This window comes from Desulfovibrio sp. GTC20076, assembly GCF_055385905.1.
Genome location: NZ_AP039366.1, coordinates 2,480,678 through 2,500,787 on the forward strand (window position 1 = coordinate 2,480,678; position 20,110 = coordinate 2,500,787).

Annotated in this window: 16 protein-coding genes and 2 tRNA genes; 9 read left to right on the forward strand and 9 right to left on the reverse strand. The window is 60.3% G+C overall.

The genetic code is table 11. The features are described from left to right. Positions 1-25: 25 nt before the first annotated feature. Together fba and surE are read right to left on the reverse strand one after the other, a co-directional pair. Positions 26-952, reverse strand: a complete 927-nt coding sequence (gene fba, locus ACZ495_RS10980; RefSeq protein WP_012623783.1) for a class II fructose-1,6-bisphosphate aldolase — start codon at positions 950-952, stop codon at positions 26-28. Between the two features lie 428 nt (positions 953-1,380). Then, positions 1,381-2,154 carry a 5'/3'-nucleotidase SurE gene (surE, locus tag ACZ495_RS10985; protein WP_012623782.1) on the reverse strand — a complete coding sequence of 258 codons (774 nt, stop codon included), beginning with the start codon at positions 2,152-2,154 and terminating at the stop codon, positions 1,381-1,383. 118 nt (positions 2,155-2,272) lie between these two features. On the opposite strand from surE, the gene ACZ495_RS10990 reads away from it, so the two are divergent. The 6 genes from ACZ495_RS10990 (at position 2,273) to nspC (ending at position 9,419) form a co-directional block, all read left to right on the forward strand. Then, complete coding sequence (locus ACZ495_RS10990; RefSeq protein ID WP_012623781.1) at positions 2,273-3,304, forward strand: 3'-5' exoribonuclease YhaM family protein; 1,032 nt, start codon at positions 2,273-2,275, stop codon at positions 3,302-3,304. Next, positions 3,280-3,933, forward strand: a complete 654-nt coding sequence (gene tmk / locus ACZ495_RS10995) for a dTMP kinase (protein WP_012623780.1) — start codon at positions 3,280-3,282, stop codon at positions 3,931-3,933. Before ACZ495_RS10990 ends, tmk begins: the two co-directional genes overlap by 25 nt. A 230-nt stretch (positions 3,934-4,163) precedes the next feature. Beyond that, entirely contained in the window at positions 4,164-4,505 is a 342-nt protein-coding gene (locus tag ACZ495_RS11000) for a hypothetical protein (protein WP_012623779.1), read from the forward strand. Next, a complete protein-coding gene (locus tag ACZ495_RS11005) occupies positions 4,498-5,919 on the forward strand; it encodes a histone deacetylase family protein (RefSeq protein ID WP_407845126.1) in 1,422 nt (473 codons plus the stop codon). The genes ACZ495_RS11000 and ACZ495_RS11005 overlap by 8 nt, the downstream gene beginning before the upstream one ends. A 183-nt stretch (positions 5,920-6,102) precedes the next feature. After that, on the forward strand, positions 6,103-7,314 hold the full coding sequence (locus ACZ495_RS11010) for a saccharopine dehydrogenase family protein (RefSeq protein WP_012623777.1): 1,212 nt from the start codon (positions 6,103-6,105) through the stop codon (positions 7,312-7,314). Positions 7,315-8,198: 884 nt separating this feature from the next. Continuing rightward, positions 8,199-9,419: a carboxynorspermidine decarboxylase gene (gene nspC / locus ACZ495_RS11015; RefSeq protein WP_012623776.1), complete on the forward strand. Its 1,221-nt coding sequence runs from the start codon at positions 8,199-8,201 to the stop codon at positions 9,417-9,419. A gap of 435 nt (positions 9,420-9,854) precedes the next feature. Here the strand turns inward: nspC and ACZ495_RS11020 are convergent, their stop codons facing one another. Further along, positions 9,855-10,913 (reverse strand): polysaccharide deacetylase family protein, encoded by a 1,059-nt coding sequence (locus ACZ495_RS11020; protein WP_072311897.1) that lies wholly within the window; start codon positions 10,911-10,913, stop codon positions 9,855-9,857. Positions 10,914-11,191: 278 nt separating this feature from the next. Between ACZ495_RS11020 and ACZ495_RS11025 the strand changes: the two genes are divergently transcribed. The 3 genes from ACZ495_RS11025 (at position 11,192) to ACZ495_RS11035 (ending at position 12,192) form a co-directional block, all read left to right on the forward strand. Continuing rightward, positions 11,192-11,267: transfer RNA gene (locus ACZ495_RS11025), tRNA-Val, on the forward strand. A 10-nt stretch (positions 11,268-11,277) separates the two neighbouring features. Beyond that, positions 11,278-11,354 (forward strand) — tRNA-Asp (locus ACZ495_RS11030). A gap of 238 nt (positions 11,355-11,592) precedes the next feature. Beyond that, positions 11,593-12,192, forward strand: a complete 600-nt coding sequence (locus tag ACZ495_RS11035) for an adenylyl-sulfate kinase (protein ID WP_464262269.1) — start codon at positions 11,593-11,595, stop codon at positions 12,190-12,192. Positions 12,193-12,564: 372 nt separating this feature from the next. Here ACZ495_RS11035 and ACZ495_RS11040 read toward each other — a convergent pair whose 3' ends face one another. From ACZ495_RS11040 to grdC, 6 genes are all read right to left on the reverse strand, one after another. Next, positions 12,565-13,908, reverse strand: a complete 1,344-nt coding sequence (locus ACZ495_RS11040; RefSeq protein WP_464262270.1) for a deoxyguanosinetriphosphate triphosphohydrolase — start codon at positions 13,906-13,908, stop codon at positions 12,565-12,567. Positions 13,909-14,179: 271 nt separating this feature from the next. Beyond that, positions 14,180-15,919, reverse strand: a complete 1,740-nt coding sequence (locus ACZ495_RS11045) for a methyl-accepting chemotaxis protein (protein ID WP_464262271.1) — start codon at positions 15,917-15,919, stop codon at positions 14,180-14,182. Between the two features lie 444 nt (positions 15,920-16,363). Beyond that, positions 16,364-16,840 (reverse strand): glycine/sarcosine/betaine reductase complex selenoprotein A, encoded by a 477-nt coding sequence (gene grdA, locus ACZ495_RS11050; protein WP_012623770.1) that lies wholly within the window; start codon positions 16,838-16,840, stop codon positions 16,364-16,366. Positions 16,841-16,950: 110 nt separating this feature from the next. After that, positions 16,951-17,271 (reverse strand): thioredoxin family protein, encoded by a 321-nt coding sequence (locus ACZ495_RS11055; protein ID WP_232088782.1) that lies wholly within the window; start codon positions 17,269-17,271, stop codon positions 16,951-16,953. Between the two features lie 101 nt (positions 17,272-17,372). After that, positions 17,373-18,539, reverse strand: a complete 1,167-nt coding sequence (gene grdD / locus ACZ495_RS11060) for a glycine/sarcosine/betaine reductase complex component C subunit alpha (protein ID WP_012623768.1) — start codon at positions 18,537-18,539, stop codon at positions 17,373-17,375. Between the two features lie 10 nt (positions 18,540-18,549). After that, positions 18,550-20,085 carry a glycine/sarcosine/betaine reductase complex component C subunit beta gene (gene grdC, locus ACZ495_RS11065; protein ID WP_464262272.1) on the reverse strand — a complete coding sequence of 512 codons (1,536 nt, stop codon included), beginning with the start codon at positions 20,083-20,085 and terminating at the stop codon, positions 18,550-18,552. Positions 20,086-20,110: the final 25 nt, after the last annotated feature.

The window sequence follows — 20,110 nt, forward strand, 5'->3', positions numbered from 1 at the left end:
GCTCCTTGACGAAAACGTATGTTGTTTAGGCTTTGCCTGAAGATCCCATAACAGTGCGGATCTTGTGCGCCACCATTTGCCTTACAGCTTCCCGGGCCGGCTTGAGATAGGACCGGGGGTCAAATTCTTCGGGATGTTCAGCCAGATACTGGCGGATGCAGGCCGTAACCGCCAGGCGGATATCCGTATCCACGTTGATCTTGCACACGCCCATACCGGCGGCCCTGCGCAGCATGTCTTCGGGTACGCCTCTGGCGCCGCCCACATTGCCGCCGTACTGGTTGCACAGGTCCACAAACTCCTGCGGTACGCTGGAAGCACCGTGCAGCACCAGCGGATAGTCCGGCAGCTTCCTGCAGATGGCCTCAAGGCGTTCAAAGTCCAGCTTGGGCTCGCCCTTGAACTTGTACGCGCCGTGGCTTGTGCCGATGGCTATGGCGAGCGAATCGCAGCCGGTGCGCTCCACAAAGTCCACAGCTTCGTCAGGGTCGGTATAAACGTGCTCGTCCGACTGCACATGCTCTTCAATGCCCGCCAGTTTGCCCAGTTCAGCTTCGACCCACACGCCGCGGGGGCGGGCGTAGTCCACCACCTGTTTGGTGAGGGCGATATTTTCTTCGTAGGGCAGATGCGAGCCGTCGATCATGACGGAAGTAAATCCGCCGTCGATACATTCGCGGCACATTTCAAAACTGGGGCCGTGGTCAAGGTGCACCGCCACGGGTACGCTGGCGTCAACGGCCAGGGCGGCTTCCACCAGCTTCATGATGTAGGGCTGCCCCGCGTATTTGCGCGCGCCCGCCGACACCTGAAGAATGACAGGCGATTTTTCCTCGGAAGCCGCGCCCATGATGCCCTGGATGATTTCCATATTGTTGACGTTGAAAGCGCCAATGGCATAACCGCCGGCATAGGCGGCGGCAAACATTTCTTTGGGACTGATAAGAGGCATGACTTCCTCCCTGTTTTTCTGGGAACTGTTGCAAACAAGTACGCTTCAAAAAACCTTTCATACCCTGCCGCCGGTAAAAACCGTGACGCAGCACGCGCGCACTGCGTCAATGCTGCTGTTTCCGGCGGCGTGACCAACAGAAAAACGCTGCCAGGCAGAGGTTGCCCTAAAAGGATCCTGTCACATGGCCCGCTGAAATACTTCAATTTTACGTGGCTGATGCCCGTACAAAAGCTGCGACAGCATGGCTAGCACCAACCCCCGCCGCAGGCAAGAGCAACGTACATCAAAATCGGGCAAAGGGGAATGCCCCGGCGCGCCAGTCTGGCGTCTCCGGCACAACAGAACGGTATTTTCAGCCTGTCGCCGCGCTCTGGCATCATGCCCGGCAGGCGGCAAAAGGCGCGGCAACAGCCGCTTCAGACACATCAGCCCTGAAGCTTCATGCACTTGAGCGCGGTCAGTCCCTCATGGTCGGTAAAATCAAAGCACAGAGGCGTGAGGGTGATATGCCCGCGGTTGAGCAGGTCCTTGTCCGACCCCGGCTCGATGCTTGCCGGGGGAATTTCGCCCTCAAGCCACCAGTAGGGCGCGCCGCGCGGGTCTTCACGCTCGATATAGACGTTTTTCCACACGGCGCTGGTCTGGGGGCAGACGCGCAGATCCTGGGCCTCGTCCAGGGGGCAGGCGGGATAGTTGATATTGATCACCCGGCGGCGGCCCACGGCAGACCAGTTCATACGCTCGGCCAGGTTCACGGCATGTCGTGCCTGGGGCATAAGGTCCATATCCGGAGCGGTATTGTGGCTGAAGCTGTCAAACGAGACGGCCATGCTCGGCAGTTCCTCGTGGGCGGCCTCGGTAGCCGCGCCCACTGTGCCGGAATACAGGATGTCCGGCCCCACGTTGGCCCCGGCATTGATGCCGGACATGACAAGGTCGGGCTTGTGGGGCAGCAGCCGCCCCAGGGCCAGCTTCACGCAGTCTGTGGGGGTTCCGTAAACGCCCGTGCCAGTAAAGTCCGGCTCTTCAATCACTGTGGCCCGCACAGGCTCGAAAACCGTGAGCGAATGCCCCACGCCGGACTGCTGGCTCATGGGGGCCACCACATATACCGTATGACCGGCCTCGCGCAGGGCCGCGTACAGGGCGCGCAGCCCCTTGGCCCGGATGCCGTCGTCATTGGTCAGGAGAACGTTCATTGACAATACCTCGGAAAGAAGGGAAATTCGAAAAAGCTTCGCTATGAGCCGCCCTTGCGGCGGCGCTCAAAACGCACGGGCGTCAGGCGCTCCTGGCCAGATGCTCCTGGATAGATATATGGAAAAAGGTTGTTACGTCAAAGACATTAGCCCCACGTCGGAAGCGCGGGGCCTGTTTGCAGTCAGTCAGGCGGCACAGGGCCAGTCCCGCAACGGACCCTACTGGCGGCTCACCCTGGTGGACGCCAGCGGCAGTCTTGAAGCCAAGATATGGCACCCCCTCAGCGCGGACTTCAGCGAAATTCCCGCCGGCGCGCTGGCGTGGGTTGAAGGCCGCGCAGGCCTGTACCGCGATCAGGTGCAGCTTACCGTGGAGCATATGCGCCTGCTGGATGCGGCAGAAAGCGCCGCTGTGGACCAGACCGCCCTTATGCCCGCCAGCCCCTACCCGCTGGACGACATGCTCCACGAACTGGACGGCGCCATCAAGGCAGAGTTCACACACGCCCCCTGGCGCAAGCTGGTGCAGGGCTTTTTCAGCAATGCCGAAATGCGGGCTGCCTTTCGCGTATGCCCGGCAGCCAAAGGCGTACACCACGCCTATGTGGGCGGCCTGCTTGAGCATACCCTGAGCGTTTTCAACCTCTGCCGCCGCATTGCCGACCAGTATCCGGAACTGGACCGGCAAACCCTGCTGGCGGGAGCGCTCTTTCACGATATCGGCAAGCTGCGGGAGTTTTCCGGTGGCCTTGCCAACGATTATACCGATGAAGGCCGTCTGCTCGGCCATCTTATGCTGGGCATAGAAATGCTCGCTCCCTTCATGGCCAGATCCGGCCTTGAAGAGCCGCTGCAAAGGCATCTCAAGCACCTTATCCTGAGCCATCACGGCGAACTGCAGTTTGGCGCGGTACGCCCGCCCCACACCCCCGAAGCCATGGCCCTGCACTATGCCGACAACCTGGATGCCAAGATGGCCCAGTGCCGGGGCCTTTTCGCACAAATGGAAGAAGACGGACAGGACTGGACCCCCTGGCAGGCCACGCTGGGCCGCCCCGTACACCGGGCCGCGCGCACCCCGGAAAAAGCCGCCCCCGCAACCCGTAAAAAGGCGGTCAAGGAAGAATGTTTGTCACTTTTGAAGGTATAGAAGGCGCGGGAAAATCCACGGCCATTGACTATCTGTCAGACTACCTGCAAGCGCGCGGCCATGACCCCGTACTGACCAGAGAGCCTGGCGGCAGTGCCCTTGGGCGTCGCCTGCGCGCCCTGCTGCTGGATGTGCGCACCGGCGGGCTGGCCAGCCGGGCCGAACTGTTCCTGTTTCTGGCCGACCGCGCCCAGCATGTGACAGAGGTCATCCGCCCCGCCCTTGAGGCCGGGCAGGTAGTGCTCTGCGACCGCTTCACGGACTCTACCCTGGCCTATCAGGGCTACGGGCGCGGGCTGGACACGGAATACCTGCGCAGCCTCAATACAGCGGCCACCGGCGGGCTTGAGCCTGACCTCACCCTGTTGCTGGATCTGCCCGTGCGCTGCGGACTGGAACGCGCCGGTGAGCGCAACCGCTCCGCCGGCATGGTCATTGCCGAGGGGCGTTTTGACAGTGAAAGCCTGGACTTTCATGAGCGTGTACGCCGGGGTTACCGCGCCCTGGCTGAGGAAGAACCGGAACGCTTCGCCATTATTGACGCCTCACAGCCTCCCGAAGACGTGGTGCTGCAATGCCGCTCGGCCATTGAGGCCTATCTGCGCCGGCGGGGACGGGGCCTCGACTGAAAAGGACGCCTCGCAAGCGCCTTCTGGGTTCTGCCTGCGTCAGGCGCACAGTGCGCGGCTTCTGCAGGCCAGGTACGCTGCGCGCCACGAGCATCCGCCACGACGCCTCGCGCCAGATGAAAAAAACATGGCGCAGCGCTTCTGACAAGGCCGGGCATACAGGCCCACACTGCTTTCCCGCGTCATGATCCCCGACACATAAACCGCCGGCAAACCGCCCGGAGAATACCATGCAAGAATATTACGACCTGTATGTTGAAGGCACAAAACTGAATTTCGTTCCCCGCAAGAACGGAGCGGCGGGTTTTGAATCCGCTTTGCCCGAGCCTCCCGCAAATCATGTGGCGGCGGGCATTCTGGGTGATCCCGAGCTTATGTACTGTGTGGCTTTCCGCAAAGAGGACGGCCCCGGCGGCGTTTTTGCCATGTACGATGAAGACAGCCTGCTGTTTGTGGCCGTAGCGGAAAGCAACCTGGCGTATTCCCTGGGTCTTTCGCAGATGGGCCGCATGGTGACCTACGCCCGCTACGGCGCGGACATCTTCGACGCTCTGGACGAGAACGATGACTGAGCAACGGGCCGGGCAGCGCCCGGCGGCACACTCTTTTGACCAGGCGGGCGCGAAGGCGGCCCTTCGCGCCGCCAGACGGCTGGGAGTCGTCTTTTTTCCGGCTTTTGACTGGGCCATTTCCCCCACACATCCGGAACGGGAGGAGCGCCTGCTCTATACGCGCGACCAGCTTGTGGAAGAAGGGCTTTTTGATATTCCCGGCATTACGGAATACCGGCCCGCGTTCGCAAGCCACGCGCAGCTTGAGCGTACGCACTTCTGCCTGCCCACAACCCGCGCCGTGAGCACGGATTCACACCTGGCGGCGGCTGGCGGGGCCATACGCGCCGCTCGCCTTGTGCTTGACGGGCATGAAGACCGCGCCTTTGCCCTGGTGCGCCCACCGGGACATCATGCCATGCGCGTGGTGCACGGCAACCGGGGCTTCTGCAATATCAACAACGAAGCCGTCATGGCCGAATACATCCGCGACCACTATCCGCATCCGGACGGCCGCCCCCTGCGCATCGCCATTGTGGATACAGACGTGCACCACGGCGACGGCACGCAGGACGTATTCTGGAACGACCCGCACACCCTTTTCATCTCCCTGCATCAGGACGGCCGCACCCTGTACCCCGGCACGGGCTTTCTGCACGAATGCGGCGGCCCCGGCGCTCTGGGCCGCACCATAAACATACCCCTGCCGCCAGAAACCTGCGACGCGGGCTATCTGTACGCGGTCGAGCACGCCGTGCTGCCCATTCTTGAAGACTTCAAGCCGGATTTCATTATCAATTCCGCCGGGCAGGACAATCATTTCACCGACCCGCTGGCCAACATGAAGCTTTCCGCACAGGGCTATGCGGCCCTGACGCGCCTGCTCAACCCGCATGTGGCCGTGCTTGAGGGCGGCTACGCCATACGCGGTGCCCTGCCCTATGTGAACCTGGGCATCTGCCTTGCGCTGGCAGGCATTGACGCGGGGGACGTTCGCGAGCCGGGCTGGTCGCCCGAATCCACACTGCAGAGCGCCAGTGTCGGGCAGTACATCGCCCGCCTGTGCGAAGAAGTGCGCGACTGTTACTTCAAGCCTCCTGCCACGCCGTCAGAAGGGCAAGCGGAAGGCCAGGGGCAGGACCGCTGGTGGGTGCGGCAAAAACATGTCTTTTATGATACGGATATGCTCAGCGAAGGGCAGAACGAAGCCTGGCGGCTCTGCCCGGACTGCTCCGGGCTGGGCCGTATCGAAACGGCTTCGGAGCGCGTGGCGCGCTCCCTGTGTCTGCTTGTTCCGCGCCATGCCTGCCCGGCCTGCCGCGAGCGGGGCCGTGACCTTGCAAGCCAGGCCCGCAGGGCGGGCCGCCATGCCCACGTGCTGCTGCTGGACGGCGACCTGATCGCGCCCGATACCAGCCGGGAAGGCCCGCGGTAACGACGAAAAAGGCAGTACAAACAATGCGGTTGACGGATTTGGCCTTTACAGGCATATAGCCGGACTTTGCGCCCGCAAGCGGCAGACCGCGCCGAGGCGCTTTTTGTGTGATGGGACGTGACCGGGCGGCGCAGCCGCACGGATTTTCTTTTGACCCCCTATCTTGCTGGAGAGGGAAGAGCTATGGCGAATATCCTTATCATCGGCGCGGGTGGCGTCGGGAGCGTGGTTGTCCACAAATGCGCCCAGGTTGCCGCAAACGGCGGCGTTTTTAACAAGATAACCCTTGCCAGCCGCACGGTCTCCCGCTGCGATGCCATTGCGCAAAGCGTAAAGGCCCGCTACGGCGTTGACGTGGCTACCGCCAAGGTGGACGCGGACAACGTGCCGGAGCTTTGCCAGCTTATCCGCAGCGTCAAGCCCGACCTTGTGTGCAACGTGGCCCTGCCCTACCAGGACCTGCACATAATGGATGCCTGCCTTGAATGCGGCGTTCATTATGTGGACACCGCCAACTATGAGCCGCTGGACACCGCCAAGTTTGAATACAAATGGCAGTGGGCCTATGCCGACCGCTTTCGCGAGGCCGGGCTTACCGCCCTGCTCGGTTCCGGCTTTGACCCCGGCGTGACCAACGTCTTTGCCGCCTGGGTCATGAAGCACGAACTGGACGAAGTGCATGTGCTCGACATCATCGACTGCAATGCCGGCGACCACGGCCAGCCCTTTGCCACCAACTTCAACCCCGAAATCAACATCCGCGAGGTCACCGCGCGCGGCCGCTACTGGGAACGGGGCGAATGGGTAGAAACCGACCCCCTGTCCTGGTCAATGAACTTTGACTTCCCCAGCGGCATCGGCAGCAAAAAATGCTTTCTCATGTATCATGAAGAGCTGGAATCTCTGGTCAAAAACCTCAAGGGCCTGCGCCGCGCCCGCTTCTGGATGACGTTTTCAGACAACTACCTCAACCACCTGAAGGTACTTGGCAATGTGGGTATGACCCGCATTGATCCCGTGAACTTTCAGGGCCAGGACATCGTACCCATCCAGTTCCTGTCCAAACTTTTGCCCGACCCTGCCTCCCTCGGCCCCCTGACCAAGGGCAAGACCTGCATTGGCGACCTCATGCGCGGCGTCAAGGACGGCAAAGAAAAAACCGTTTACATCTATAACATCTGCGATCACGAAGCATGCTACGCCGAAGTCGGCTCGCAGGCCATTTCCTACACCACCGGCGTGCCTGCCATGATCGGCTCCAAAATGGTGGCCGAAGGCGTGTGGCGCAAGCCCGGCGTGTGGAATATGGAGCAGTTTGACCCCGACCCCTTCCTGAAGGATCTGGGTACATACGGCCTGCCCTGGCAGTCCGTGGATGTGACCGGAAAAATATAAGGGGACGCCTGAGCGGCCGGGAAATGAGAGAAAGGGCTTGCCCTTCGGGAAGAAAACACATGCCCTGCGGGCACGAAAACTTTTTCCCTGTTCTTCATTCTGGCCGCCTGCGCGGCGGGCTTTTGCCGCCCTGCGGGCACGGGGTTTTCTTCTGATTTTGTCTTGGCCGCCTGCGCGGCGGGCGGCAAGGTGGGGCCGGTTATGGGGCTGCGCCCCCTTCTCGGCCCCCCTTGCATCCCCCCCGAAGCACCCCCTGTTCTACCCTGACTGGTAAATACGGTTTTCCGGGGGCGGCTGCGTACGAACCTCGCCGACGTGTCGGCTTCGGTTCTTTATGACGCCGCCCCCGGCAACAGTTTGCCCCCTGACCGGGAAACAGCAAAAGCGTAAGCCCCGTACCGCGTTTTACGTCTGACTGAAGACCGGGATACAGCAACAAGTGTAAACCTTCTGTTTGCGATGTCCAAACGGCACTGAATTTTTCATGCAAGACGAAAGCGGCGGATGGCATTGCGCGGCGCGAAGGGAGATCACCGAGCGAAGCGAGGAAGCTCCCGCAGCAAAAGACGCGCAGCCCTCGCACAGTGACGGAAGATGGAAAACCCAGCGGGGTGGTCCGGGGGGGAGTGCAGAGGGGGCCTCGGAGGGGCGCAGCCCCTAACAGGCCCCCATCTGCCGCCCGCCGCGCAGGCGCCCCAAACAACAAAAACTGAAAAGCCCCGTGCCCGCAGGGCCGATGTTTCCCCTCTCGAAGGACAAGCCCCATCCCTGCGCGTTGCGCAATGTCGCTACCGGCAGACACCCGAACAAAGGCGATTGGGACATTTCAAGTAGTAACGTTCCACCCTTGCCGCCCGCTGCACAGGCGGCCCAAAGGAATCCCCATGCACTGCCAGCATCTCCTTTTTGATCCCGCCCGCATCCCCTCACCCTGCTTTGTGCTGGATGAAAACCAGCTCAGTGCCAATGCAGCCGTACTCAACAGTGTACAGGAGCGCACCGGGGCAAAAATTCTTCTGGCCCTCAAGGGCTACGCCGCCTGGGGAACGTTTCCGCTGCTTTCCCGCTTCAAGGGACACGGCCCGCTGTGGGGGGCCTGCGCCAGCTCCGTTGATGAGGCCCGACTGGCCCGTGAAGAATTCGGCGGCGAGGTTCACGCATTCGCCGCGGGCTGGAACAGGCGCGAAATGGCGGAGCTGCTCACCCTGACCGACCACATCGTGTTCAACTCCACAGCCCAGTGGCGCGAGTTCGCCCCTGCCATTGCAATGTGGAACAAGGGCCGTTGCCCCGACAGGCAGATCCAGTGCGGCCTGCGCATCAATCCCGAACATTCCGAAGGCGCCGTGGAAATTTACAATCCCTGCGCCCCGGGATCACGCCTGGGCATACGCCGCAAACATTTTGACCCCACAGCCATGACGGGCATATCCGGCCTGCATTTTCACACCCTGTGCGAGCAGGGGGCCGACGCTCTTGAGCGCACCCTGGCCGCCGTGGAAAGCCACTTCGGCCAGTGGCTGCCCCAATGCCGCTGGATCAACATGGGCGGCGGACATCATATCACCAAGCCGGGCTATGACCTTGACCTGCTCTGCCGCCTGCTGACGCAGTGGCGCGACCGCTACCAGGCCCAGATATACCTTGAGCCGGGCGAAGCCGTGGCTCTGGACGCGGGCTGGCTTGTAGCCACCGTGCTGGACGTCATCGAAGCCGATATGCCCATAGCCATTCTGGATATCGGCATTCCCTGCCACATGCCCGACGTGATCGAAATGCCCTACCGGCCGCGCGTACGCTACGAGCACGACGGGGCCGCCGTACTCGCGGGAGAGGCCGGACAAAAGGCCTGGACCTGCCGCCTGGCGGGCAAGTCCTGCCTGGCGGGCGACGTTGCCGGAGAATATTCCTTTGACGCCCCCCTCAAGCCCGGGCAGCGCCTTGTTTTCGAAGACATGGCCATTTACAGCATGGTCAAGACCACCACATTCAACGGCCTGCGCCTGCCCTCCATCGGCATCTGCGGGCCGGACGCCGCGGGTGATATGTATTTTCGCATGCTGCGGGAATTCGGCTACGCGAACTTTAAAAACCGCCTGTCCTGAAACGCGGACAAACCACGCATCTTTGCCGGATGCTGCCGGGTGCTTACGACCATGAGCGGCAGACACGGCATGCCCATGAAAAAAGCGCCCCTTGCGGGGCGCTTTTCCGGTATGGCAAAGATAAAAAATATTCGAAGCCGTACAACAGGTAACATGCTCTCATCGCCTTCGTATGGAGTCACCGGTGTGGTCTGCGCTGCGGAAACATCCCGCCTCGCCCGGGAATCTCCCTGCGCGCGCGATCCCATCAACAGCATCAACCGAACATCTGGACAATGAACAGCAAAAGTACGGTATCAGTCCGCTGTGTTGCAACCGTCCAGCCATTCGCCAAAGACGATTTCAAGCGCTGACGGTTGCAGAGCATTGCATACTTGAAATCCTTGTAAGGCAGCTTTGCCGACCGTTAAGCAATCATTTGAAGCGGTAATTGCTCTAAGCGTCCGCAGAACCGGCAGCCGCACCGGGCGTGAAAACAGAGCTGCCCAAAGGCAGGCCGGCTTCCGGTGCTCCTGTTGTAGGCTGAACACTGCTGTCATGCCCCGGACCGCTGTTTTCGCCGGTAGCCTGCCGGTCCACCTCTGCGGCCGGTGGCCTGCCCGTCTCGGCCGCGCCGCTTCCAGACCGCCAGGGGCGGCTCGTGCGGGCCAGGGGCAAGGCCGCCGTGCCTGCAGGGTAGCTTTCGGGCGGCATTTCCTGAAACTGCTCCTTGAGGCGGCCGGGCTTTTTGTCTGCCACGGCGGGCTGGGCGCTGTCTGTGGGGCGTCGGGTCATAAGTATACCCGGCTCCGGATCAAGCAGCCCGTCAAGGTAATCGCTCACGGTCACAAAGCGCTGACACCCCCCGGCGCGCAGGTCGCGGATGATACGGGGCAGGTCTTCGACTGTACGCCTGTGCGTGTCATGAAACAGAAAAATGCCGCGCAAGGCGCCGGTATCGTACACAGTGCCGCGGGTACTGCGCAGGGTGGCGTAGTTGGCGGGCAGGCTTTTCCAGTCGCGGCTGTCCAGCGACCAGAGCATGATGCCCAGGCCCAGACTTTCGGCCACACTCACCGTATGATTGTCATAAGCCCCGTAAGGAGGCCGCAAAAAAGAAGGGCTGGCCCCGAGAGAGCGCAGGATGGCATCGGTCTGCCCTATCTCCTGCAGTTTCTTTTCTGGAGAAAGCATGCGCAGGTTGGGATGCGAATACGAGTGGTTACCCACCTCATGCCCTTCGGCCAGAATACGCCGCACGAGGTCAGGATGCCGCTCGGCCTGCTTGCCCAAAAGAAAAAATGTGGCCGGAATGCCATATTCGCTCAACATGTCCAGCAACTGCGGCGTATTGGCAGAAGGCCCATCGTCAAACGTCAGCGCACACAGGTTTTCGCGCATGTGCTGATCCATGATGCTGCCGCCGTCTACCACCCGGGCCTGAACGCCCGGTGCAGCGCATACGGCCAGCCCGAAAAAAAATATCGCCCAAAGGCGTATCCATAAGGGTTTCATTACATTGCCTCTAAAAAAACTGCTGTCACCCCCCCTTTCAGCCCCGCAAGACAACCGTTACCGCGGGCGCGGCTCCGGCTGACGCCGTACAGAGGTGCTACAGGAGGGTCTAGCACTCCACCTGACACGGCGCAAGACAATCAATGTGCCAGATTTATGGAGAATATAATTTATTAAATAAAATCAATATGTTAATTTTTTCTCCTGTAAAAAAATTTTTACTTCCTATTTTTCGCTTGACTCTTCGGTGGGTTTTGCATAGAAACGTGTCTCCGGGAGGGCAGTTAGCTCAGCTGGTAGAGCACCGCCTTCACACGGCGGGGGCCACAGGTTCAAGTCCTGTACTGCCCACCACCACAAATCCGGAGCGGTAGTTAAGACGGTTATAACGCCGGCCTGTCACGCCGGAGGCCGAGGGTTCGAGTCCCTTCCGCTCCGCCAGAATGTTTAAAGGGAGTCAGCATGCTGACTCCCTTTTTTCGTTGCTGCAGGATATTTTTGCCGCCTCCCCCGCTGTTTCTCGCCCCTGACCGTCAAAAAAGCATCTTCTCCTGCGAGCTTGACGTTTATCTATCTATAATAAAAAGACTTATTCTGCATGGCCGGATTATTGCAGTTTTCCGGGCGTTCCCGCGCGGCCCGGCCGCACCACTGCAATGCGCAAACAAACGAGGTACGCATGACGCCCGTGATCTGGCTGTTGGGCCTTTCCGGCAGCGGCAAAACCACCCTGGGTTCTCTTGTGCGCCTGTTCCTTGAAGGACAGGGCGTAGAGACAGAGTTTATTGATGAAGACCATTTTTGCCGTCGGGCGGGCCTTGACGGCATCGCGCCCGGGGAGCGCATCACCGCCATAAACGCCCTGCGCGATCAGGCCCTGCAGCACCATGCCCAAGGGCGTGTATGCGTTGTGGCGGCCACAACGCCTTACAGTGGCATGCGTCAGAAAAACCGCGAAAATCTGCCCCTGTATCATGAGGTGTGGGTGCGCTGTTCTTTGCAAACCCTGGTCAACCGAGACACAAGGGGATTGTACGCCATGGCCGGGCAAGCCCATGTACCGGGCCTGAGCGGTCTTACCGACAGGTTTGACGAACCGCTTCACGCCGATCACATTATTGATACAGACCGTCATGACTTGGCCGAAAGCTACCTTATCTTGCGCAATCTGGCTCTGGAAGCGCTGAGCATGGCCCGCCGCTGGAACCGGTTGTCCCATGGCCTGCCCGCTGCGGTGCTGCCGCCCAAGCCCGCCCGGGAACGCTGCATTGCCTTGTAGGGGTTTTACTGCCCTGTGGTCAGGTTCGAGGATCGCGGTATCCTAAAGCTTTTTTTGGGATCCTGCGGGCCACGAGGAGGACTTCTTCGTCCGTTAATTGGGCCGCCTGCACGGTGGGCGACAAGGAGAACAGCTTGGGCGTTATGGAAAAATTTTGCGACCCTGCTGGTATGGCAGTTTTTTTATTTTCGCTATTCAGGCCGCCTGTGCGGCGCACAATGAGGGAGAAAAGCCTGCCCTGCGAGAAAGAATCTTACCGCCCCTTCCCGAAGGCTAAGCTTTTTCCCATCCCATGCCTGCGCGCCGCACACTGCCGCCCGCCGCGCAGGCAGTCCCTCTCTAGCATTTATCTTTTGAGAATGTATAGCTGCACTAGCTCGCTGCCGTACCCGAGAACTGCTGCGAGATAAACGTGGCGTAATCGTCCGTCATGCCGGACACAAAGTCCAGCACACGCAGATAGGCCGTATACAGGCACTCGCCCTCGGCGGGGGCATTGGTTCCCATCAGGGTCAGGGCGCGCGTTTCCTGATAGGACATGGCGTTCTTTTTGCTGAAGTTGAAACAGGCGGGAATAAACACGTCCAGCAGGCGTTTGTACAAGGTGTACGTGCCTATTTCCAGAGCTGTTTTTTGCGGATTGTTCATGATCTTGCAGTTGAACACCGTTTTGGCCGCCGCCATAAAGTCCGCCACATCCTGCCGGGCATGCTTGAGCAGGTCACCCTGCAACGTGCCGTTCATGATGTCTTCATAATTATCAAGAAATGTCTGCACCACCGAGGGGATGATGCGCCCCATGGCCTTGGTGCGCAGCATGCCCGAGCGCCGCCGGTCAGAATCCATATCCGCCAGACGCCCGCCGTCCATATCGCTGTCGCTCAGCAGGGGAGCCATGGCGTCCTTGATGTCCTGATAGGTGATGATGCGCAGCTCGCGCGCGTCTTCCATATCAATGATGCGGTAACAGATGTCGTCTGCCGCTTCCAGCAGGTAGGAAAGAGGGTGGCGTCGTGCGCGGCCGTCGTGCATCAGGCCCAGAGTGCTGAAGATATCCGCAAAAATCTCCTGCTCCGCCGTATAGTAGTTGAACTTGCGGCTGGACCGGCCCAGCGCCTCGTGTGCGGAACAGGGGTATTTTACAAGACTTGCCAGCACAGGGAATGTCAGGCGGAATCCGCCGGAATCCTTGTTGTTTTCAAGCGTATTAACCACGCGAAAGCCCTGGGCGTTGCCGTCAAAGGCTTCAAAGTCCGCCCGTTCGGCAGGCCGCAGCTCCTTGAAGTAATGCTCTGTGTGGCCCGTATCCTTGAACCAGTCGCGTATGGCCTCTTCTCCGGCATGCCCGAAGGGGGGGTTGCCGATATCGTGGCCCAGGCAGGCCGCCTGTATGATCTGGCCGAGGTGCTCGGGGCTGTAGCCTTGCGGCAGCTGCCCCCTTTCGGCCAGCCCCTGCCCCGCCAGCAGCGCCAGAGAGCGGCCCACGCAGCTTACTTCGAGCGAATGGGTAAGGCGGTTGTGGATATGGTCGTTGCGCACCAGGGGATGCACCTGTGTTTTTTTGGCAAGCCTGCGGAAGGAACTGGAAAAAATGATGCGGTCATAATCCTGCACAAACGGATTGCGCACCAGGTCGAGAGTAACAAGATCCTTGCCCTGCCGTGTCCTGCGGTACGGAGCCAGCAAGCGGCCCCACTGTTCTGTATGCTTGCTCATAAACTCTCCTTCCAAGGCTTTATGACAACTGCGCGCGTGCCGCAAGTGCGCCGCCGCCCGCACCGCCTGCCAGCAATGGACAGATACTGGGCAGCTACGGCAAACCGGCCCCGGTCAGGCCAGATCTTGGCCGGCTCGAGCCCGCGCAGGGCAGACCTGGAGCAGCCAACGGCAATCCCCCGTCTTTTCAGGCGGTCTGCGCGGCTGCCGTAAAAAGACGGGGGATGTCAACGAATATGCTGTGGCGAAAGCTGTTACGCGCCGCCCTGCTTCATCTGGCTGATAAGGTCCTGAAGCACGCCGGCCTGCCGGGACAGCTCCATGATGGAATCTGCGGACTGATGCATGAACGAGGCATTCTCGCCCGATATCCTGTCCACTTCATCCAGGCTGCGGTTGATTTCAGAACTGGCGGCAGACTGCTCTCCGAAGCGGCGGCAATGGCACGCACCTGATCTGTGGTCAGGTCGACCATGGACACTATCTCCGCCAGGGCCGTGCCGGAACGGTCAGCCAGATGGCTGGCGCCCTGAATGCGGGAAACCGTGCGGGTAACCACGTCAATGGTGTGCGTGGTGCCCGACTGTATGCCGCCGATGGCTTCACCCACTTCTCTGGTGGCCGTCATGGTTTTTTCGGCCAGCTTGCGCACCTCGTCGGCCACCACGGCAAAGCCGCGTCCGGCATCGCCCGCGCGCGCAGCTTCAATGGCGGCGTTAAGGGCCAGCAGGTTGGTCTGGTCGGCAATGTCGGCAATGACGTTGAGCACCTTGCCGATAGCCTCGGCCTGAACCCCAAGCCCGGCCATACCGTCTTTCATTTCTCCGGCCTGCTGCTGTACCTCGCGGATATTGTCGAGCAGTTCCGTAACCGAAGTCGATCCGTCCTGAGCCTTGCTTCTGGTCTGGTCAGCGGTGTTTGCCGCGTGGGAGGAGCTTTGGGCTACCTCAAGCATGGAGGCGTTCATCTGCTCCATAGCCGAGGCCGTCTCGCGCATACGGTCAGCCTGACGGGTGGTTCCGTTATTGGCGTTGTGGATAAGGCTGGAAAGATTATCAGTGGTGGTATTGAGCGTCTGCACCACAGCCTCAAGCTGGCTTGCGGCGTACAGCATACCTTCAACCTTGGCCTTTTCGGCTTCTTCCTTGGCTGCCTGAGCCTGTAGCATGAAACCCTGGGCCTCATCGCGCTCTTTCTGGGCTTCAGCTGTGGCCTTGAGCGTTTCGGCCCTGAAGCTGTCCAGATTGTCCGCGGTGGCATTCAGCGCCTTGGCCAGCGGCGTGATGGAAGACCTTTTGCTGGTATCAAGCCGGCGCGTAAGCGTCTCGGACCCCAGTTCGCCGGCAAAGGCGATACACTCGCGCATGACGTTGAGGTCACGGCTGGTAGAGGCAAAACCCACACCATAAATAGCCAGCATGGAAACAGCCAGTATTATCCACATGGTCGTGCGACTGTGATCAAGCTGTTCCTGCATCTGCTGCATGGCGGCGTCAAAACGGGCGTTCATGGCCTTGTCAAACAGACCGCCCTGATCGCGATAGGCCATGGCGTAGGGGGTCACCATCTTGGCGTACTCTTTGTACCCCTTGTAACGTTCGTCCACAGGAACGGACTGCAGCGGCAAAAGAACGTCGCGGCCATTGGCGATAAAGTTGATGGCGGCCGTACGGGCCTCGTCAATAATCTTTTTTTCCTCACCGCTGAAAGGCATGGCGGCAAGCTGCTGGAAGCGCTCTTCGTTACGCTTGGCGATATCGCTCTGCTGCTTGATATCCTTTTCAATGTTGCCGCCCAGCATGGCATCACGGGTAAGGCGGCTCACATAGTTTATGTCCTTTCCTATTTCAAGGCTGGTGATCTTGCCCACCACATCCACATTCCGCATCTGCAAGAACGAGCGGTCAAGCGTAGAAACAGCGTCAAGAGAAAAGGCGAACATGGCAGCAAGAGCCACAGCACCTATGGTTATCGTCAAGATGAACTTTCCGCGCAAAGAAAATGAATTCATAGTAACACTGCTTGGCTGAGAGTTGAACAGTTCTTTCCTGTATACAAATATATATTCTCTGCATTACTGCAGTGGCCAAAGAATGTCATATGGCGACATGCATCGCCCATGAATCTTCGTGAATTATCTGATTCCCTACCGAAACATATCGGCAAAATTTATGCAAGCTATAGGGCGCAGTTAAGGAGATAATTTACCATAATTGTTATAAATATCACTTGAGAAATACTCCTGTCCGCAGCACCTTTATACCTGCAATTTCCATTTTTTCTGACAGATTATAGCACAAACGAAGGACTCCGCCTCGGTTTCCCGGCAGGCGGAGTCCTGTTTTCATGCGTTTTCATTCCGAACCGTCCCTGTGTCCGGCGGCAGCCGCCGGAGCAAGGCCTGAAAGGGGGTGCGCCCTCAAAACCTTGCGGGCAGTTCAGGCAGGCAATGTTCCTAAAGGCTGAACTTGCTGTTGGCTTCGCGCATCTTTCTTACAGATTCCACGAGCGCATCCACGTTAAGGACCATTTCCATCATGCTGATCTGCTCTTCCCACTTGGCGGGATCGGCTTCTTCTTTAATTTCGGGTTCAAGAATGTGATATACGCAGAGTCCCAACGGGACTCCGGCCAAGGGTCCGGCGAAGGTGGGGTCGCCCATGGTGACGGTTTCGGCGTAAATTTCCGCCCCTTCAGGGTCGGAAGAGCCGAGAATCACCACAACGTTCTCGCCACCAAACTTCTCAGCCGCGTCCTTGACGCGCTGCTGATTTTCCAGATCCATGGCCCCTGCGGCCGTTCAGACAAAGCATTCGGTAGCGGAAAACAGTATTTCCGCACCCGAATTTGCAAAGACATCCGCCATGGCCGGGCCGGGTACGCCGTCCCTTTCGCCAAGCAGCAGAAGCTTCTTGCCTGTAAGCTTACCCATTGCATACTCCTTGAGATTATGGGCGTTATGCCAATACGGGCCATGCGGCGGCCCGTCATCCTCATCCAGGCGCCGGGCAGGCCGTACCGGCCCGCCCCGACGCGAAACTGCTACAGCAGCTTGTCCGCTTCAGCCTTGATGGATTCAACGGACACGGCATCGCCGGTCAGGCGGGCCACGCACTCGCCACCCTTGTAAAACAGGATGGTCGGCACGGCCATGACGCGCAGGCCGATGACCAGGCGGCGGTTTTCCGCCACATTGAGCTTGCAGAACTTGACCTTGCCTTCATAGGTTGCGGCCAGCTCTTCCACAGCGGGCATAAGGGCCAGGCAGGGACCGCACTGCGGACCCCACAGGTCCACCACGCAGGGCATGGCGCTCTGCTGCACTTCGGCTTCAAAGTTTTCCTTGTCGACAATAATCATCATGCACCTCGCTTTGCTTGCGGATGGTTGAAACTTTATGGATAAAGGCGGGCCGGGGCCTGTGCCGGACGGCTCCGACTCAGGGCGGCCCGCCTGCCGGAGGATCAAATGTAACCGGCATCCGCCAATATCTTACGCGCAGCCTCAAGCCGGGCCGAAGCCAGCTTCACCACGGGGCCGGTGCAGCCCATGGCGGCCTCGGCATATATTTTTTCCTTCCACAGGCAGCGCACTGCCTGCTCCAGGTCCAGCACGTCAATGCCGTGTATTTCCTCATCAGTGGGTTCAACCGGGGGCGGCGACACCTGAACGGCCGGGGCGGCATCGCTCTTTTCAAAGGCGGCCAGCTCATCATCCAGTCCGGCAGCGCGCGCCATGCGCAATTCTTCAGCTACCAGGACAGGCAGCCGGCCACGCACGGCCGCCGCCGTATAGGCAAGGGCATTGGCGATAACCGGGGAACCCGATGCACGGGAGATGATGCTTACAACCTTGTTCCAGCCTTCGCCCACGGAAGGCCCGTAGCCCCAGCCGGTGGTTTCGTAAGCGCCGCCCGAAGTGAATGCGCCAAAGAGCTTCATGAGCACATTGCCCGTCAGTGTATCCGTAACGCACACATCAACAGCGCCGCGCAAAAGGTCGTTGCCACGCAGCAGCGAGCCGCCGTCACCCCTGACGCTCTGCCCGAGGTTCAGGGCATAGCCCTTTTCCGCCATGCGGTTCAGGGCGCGCAAGACCTGGGGAGCCGCATCCACATTGAGCACGCCCACGGCGGGCGCGGCCAGCCCCGAGGCTTTTGCCACGGCGATGCCCAGCACCGCATTGCGCAGCAGGGCCTGCTGCCTTTTGGCAGCGCTCATGCCCGTGGTGCAGGCCACAAACATGGCCCTGCCCAGAGCAGGCGTAAGGATGCGGCCTACGGTGCTCACGCCCAGCGGGAAGGGATAGTGCAGGGCCACAGCCCCCTGGATATGGCCGCTGTCCAGGGCCTTTTCCATACCTGCGGCCAGTTCGCCGCCCTCGCAGCCGGTTTCGATCCAATCCATACCAGCGGGCAGCAGCCCGGCAGGACGCGGGCCGACCCCCACCACGGTCAGGGCGGCGTCTTCCTTCATGGCAGCAGCCGCAGCCGTGATGAACTCCATATCCGAATGCTCGCCTCCGGCGGCCATAAGCCCTATGCGGCACGGCTCGCGCCCGCTGCGCGCCCGCGTCACCAGGTCTTCAAGAGCCTTGCCGAGGATGGCGCGCTTGTCATTTTGACTAGCCATAGCCCCTCCTCTACCGGCCCTTTTGCAGATTGGCCGCCAGATCGCCCAGAGTGTCGAGCAGCATTTCCGTCACATCCGCCTGGCTGACATCCTGCGCCGCAGGGGCGCTTCCCGGTGCTTCCATAATAAAGGAAACACCGTCAGCCAGATTGGTCAGGCGGCCCAGGAAGAGGCTGCCCTTGCCGATGATCATGGCCCGCCTGATGCGCCCTTCTTTCAGGGCCTCAAGGGCGTGGCCCACATAGGGAACGCCCGAAGGGATATGCCCCTGGGTGTGCGCAAAGCCCGGCATGCCGCGCTCGTCCACAAACTTCTGGATATCGGCGCGCTCGATCTGCCCCTTCATGACAGCCAGGGCCGCGATCATCTTGTAGTTGGCTTCGGGCACGTTGCCCGCGCCCGCGGGCAGGGTGATTTCAGCGTTGTGCAGTTCCGGGGCGTACTTGTCCACGTCAGTCAGCTTGAGACCAACGCGGGACAGCGGGTCAAAGGTCAGGGCCGTTGTGATGGCCTGGGGCGAAGCCCCGGCTCCCACCGTATGCTTGCCGATGCCTTCAAGCCGCATGACAGGTGTCTGCCCGTCATCGGGAACCAGCAGCAGGGCAAAGCTGCCCACGCAGTTCTCAAGCGGAACAACGCCCTTTTTGATATGGTCGCGGGCGTTCATATACAGCTTGGGCACAGAGCCGCCGCTGATGACCACCACATTGGGCCGCACGCCGCTGGCAACCATACCCGCCGCCGTGATCATGGCCGCCACGGGCGCTGCGCAGAAGCCGCGCACGTCAAACCCGCTGGCATTGACGCATTCGGCTATTTCGGCAACGGCCTTGGCCATATTGCCGCCGCCGCGCTGCATGGCGTCGCCCACGGCTTCTTCCGAGCATTCCACCACAAAATCCACATCTGCCGGAGCCATGCCCGCATTCTTGATCAGGTGCAGCAGGCAAAGCACGGCGCTGGCCTTGCTGGCAAGGTTTTCCAGCATGATCCCGGCTTCGAGGTTTTCATCGGTGTCATGGGCGCGGCGGCAGCAGCCCACCACCTTGCCTGCAAAATACAGGGGCAGGGCGTGGTGCTTTTCAATGACCTCAAGAAGTTCGGCCTCGGGCCTGCCCTTTTCAAGACGGGCCATCTGTTTTTCACCCATGACAGGGTTTTGGGCCAGCCTGGCGGCCACGGCCGTGGCAAAGCCTTCTTCAAGCCAGATGAGGTCAAAAACATCGCAGATATCCATAAGCCCGATGAATTCATCCTCGGGCATGATTTCGCCAAACTTGCCGAAGCGCTGCGGCTCGCCGAGATTATCTATCCAGGGTGCGGGGGCTGCGGCCAGTTCGTCCACGCTCATGGCGCCCACATAGGTTTTGTTGGGCGCGTAAGATGCCGCCTGCTCAAAGGTTTGCGCGTGCTTGGGCAGTTCGCGCAGGAATTCGGAATCGGGCTTGGCGCGGCGCTCCTGTGCCGGTGTGCCGCCATGATGCAGGGCCAGTTCCGGCGCAAAGTTGAGGCAGTACGCCGCGGCCTTGATGCCAACAGTTTTCATGCTGCTATCCTCCAGCGTCATTACA

Bases quoted from the DNA above. Each gene is read 5' to 3' on its own strand.
- fba (WP_012623783.1), bottom strand. From the start codon at position 952: ATGCCTCTTATCAGTCCCAAAGAAATGTTTGCCGCCGCCTATGCCGGC.
- surE (WP_012623782.1), bottom strand. From the start codon at position 2,154: ATGAACGTTCTCCTGACCAATGACGACGGCATCCGGGCCAAGGGGCTG.
- ACZ495_RS10990 (WP_012623781.1), top strand. From the start codon at position 2,273: ATGGAAAAAGGTTGTTACGTCAAAGACATTAGCCCCACGTCGGAAGCG.
- tmk (WP_012623780.1), top strand. From the start codon at position 3,280: ATGTTTGTCACTTTTGAAGGTATAGAAGGCGCGGGAAAATCCACGGCC.
- ACZ495_RS11000 (WP_012623779.1), top strand. From the start codon at position 4,164: ATGCAAGAATATTACGACCTGTATGTTGAAGGCACAAAACTGAATTTC.
- ACZ495_RS11005 (WP_407845126.1), top strand. From the start codon at position 4,498: ATGACTGAGCAACGGGCCGGGCAGCGCCCGGCGGCACACTCTTTTGAC.
- ACZ495_RS11010 (WP_012623777.1), top strand. From the start codon at position 6,103: ATGGCGAATATCCTTATCATCGGCGCGGGTGGCGTCGGGAGCGTGGTT.
- nspC (WP_012623776.1), top strand. From the start codon at position 8,199: ATGCACTGCCAGCATCTCCTTTTTGATCCCGCCCGCATCCCCTCACCC.
- ACZ495_RS11020 (WP_072311897.1), bottom strand. From the start codon at position 10,913: ATGAAACCCTTATGGATACGCCTTTGGGCGATATTTTTTTTCGGGCTG.
- ACZ495_RS11035 (WP_464262269.1), top strand. From the start codon at position 11,593: ATGACGCCCGTGATCTGGCTGTTGGGCCTTTCCGGCAGCGGCAAAACC.
- ACZ495_RS11040 (WP_464262270.1), bottom strand. From the start codon at position 13,908: ATGAGCAAGCATACAGAACAGTGGGGCCGCTTGCTGGCTCCGTACCGC.
- ACZ495_RS11045 (WP_464262271.1), bottom strand. From the start codon at position 15,919: ATGAATTCATTTTCTTTGCGCGGAAAGTTCATCTTGACGATAACCATA.
- ACZ495_RS11055 (WP_232088782.1), bottom strand. From the start codon at position 17,271: ATGATGATTATTGTCGACAAGGAAAACTTTGAAGCCGAAGTGCAGCAG.
- grdD (WP_012623768.1), bottom strand. From the start codon at position 18,539: ATGGCTAGTCAAAATGACAAGCGCGCCATCCTCGGCAAGGCTCTTGAA.
- grdC (WP_464262272.1), bottom strand. From the start codon at position 20,085: ATGAAAACTGTTGGCATCAAGGCCGCGGCGTACTGCCTCAACTTTGCG.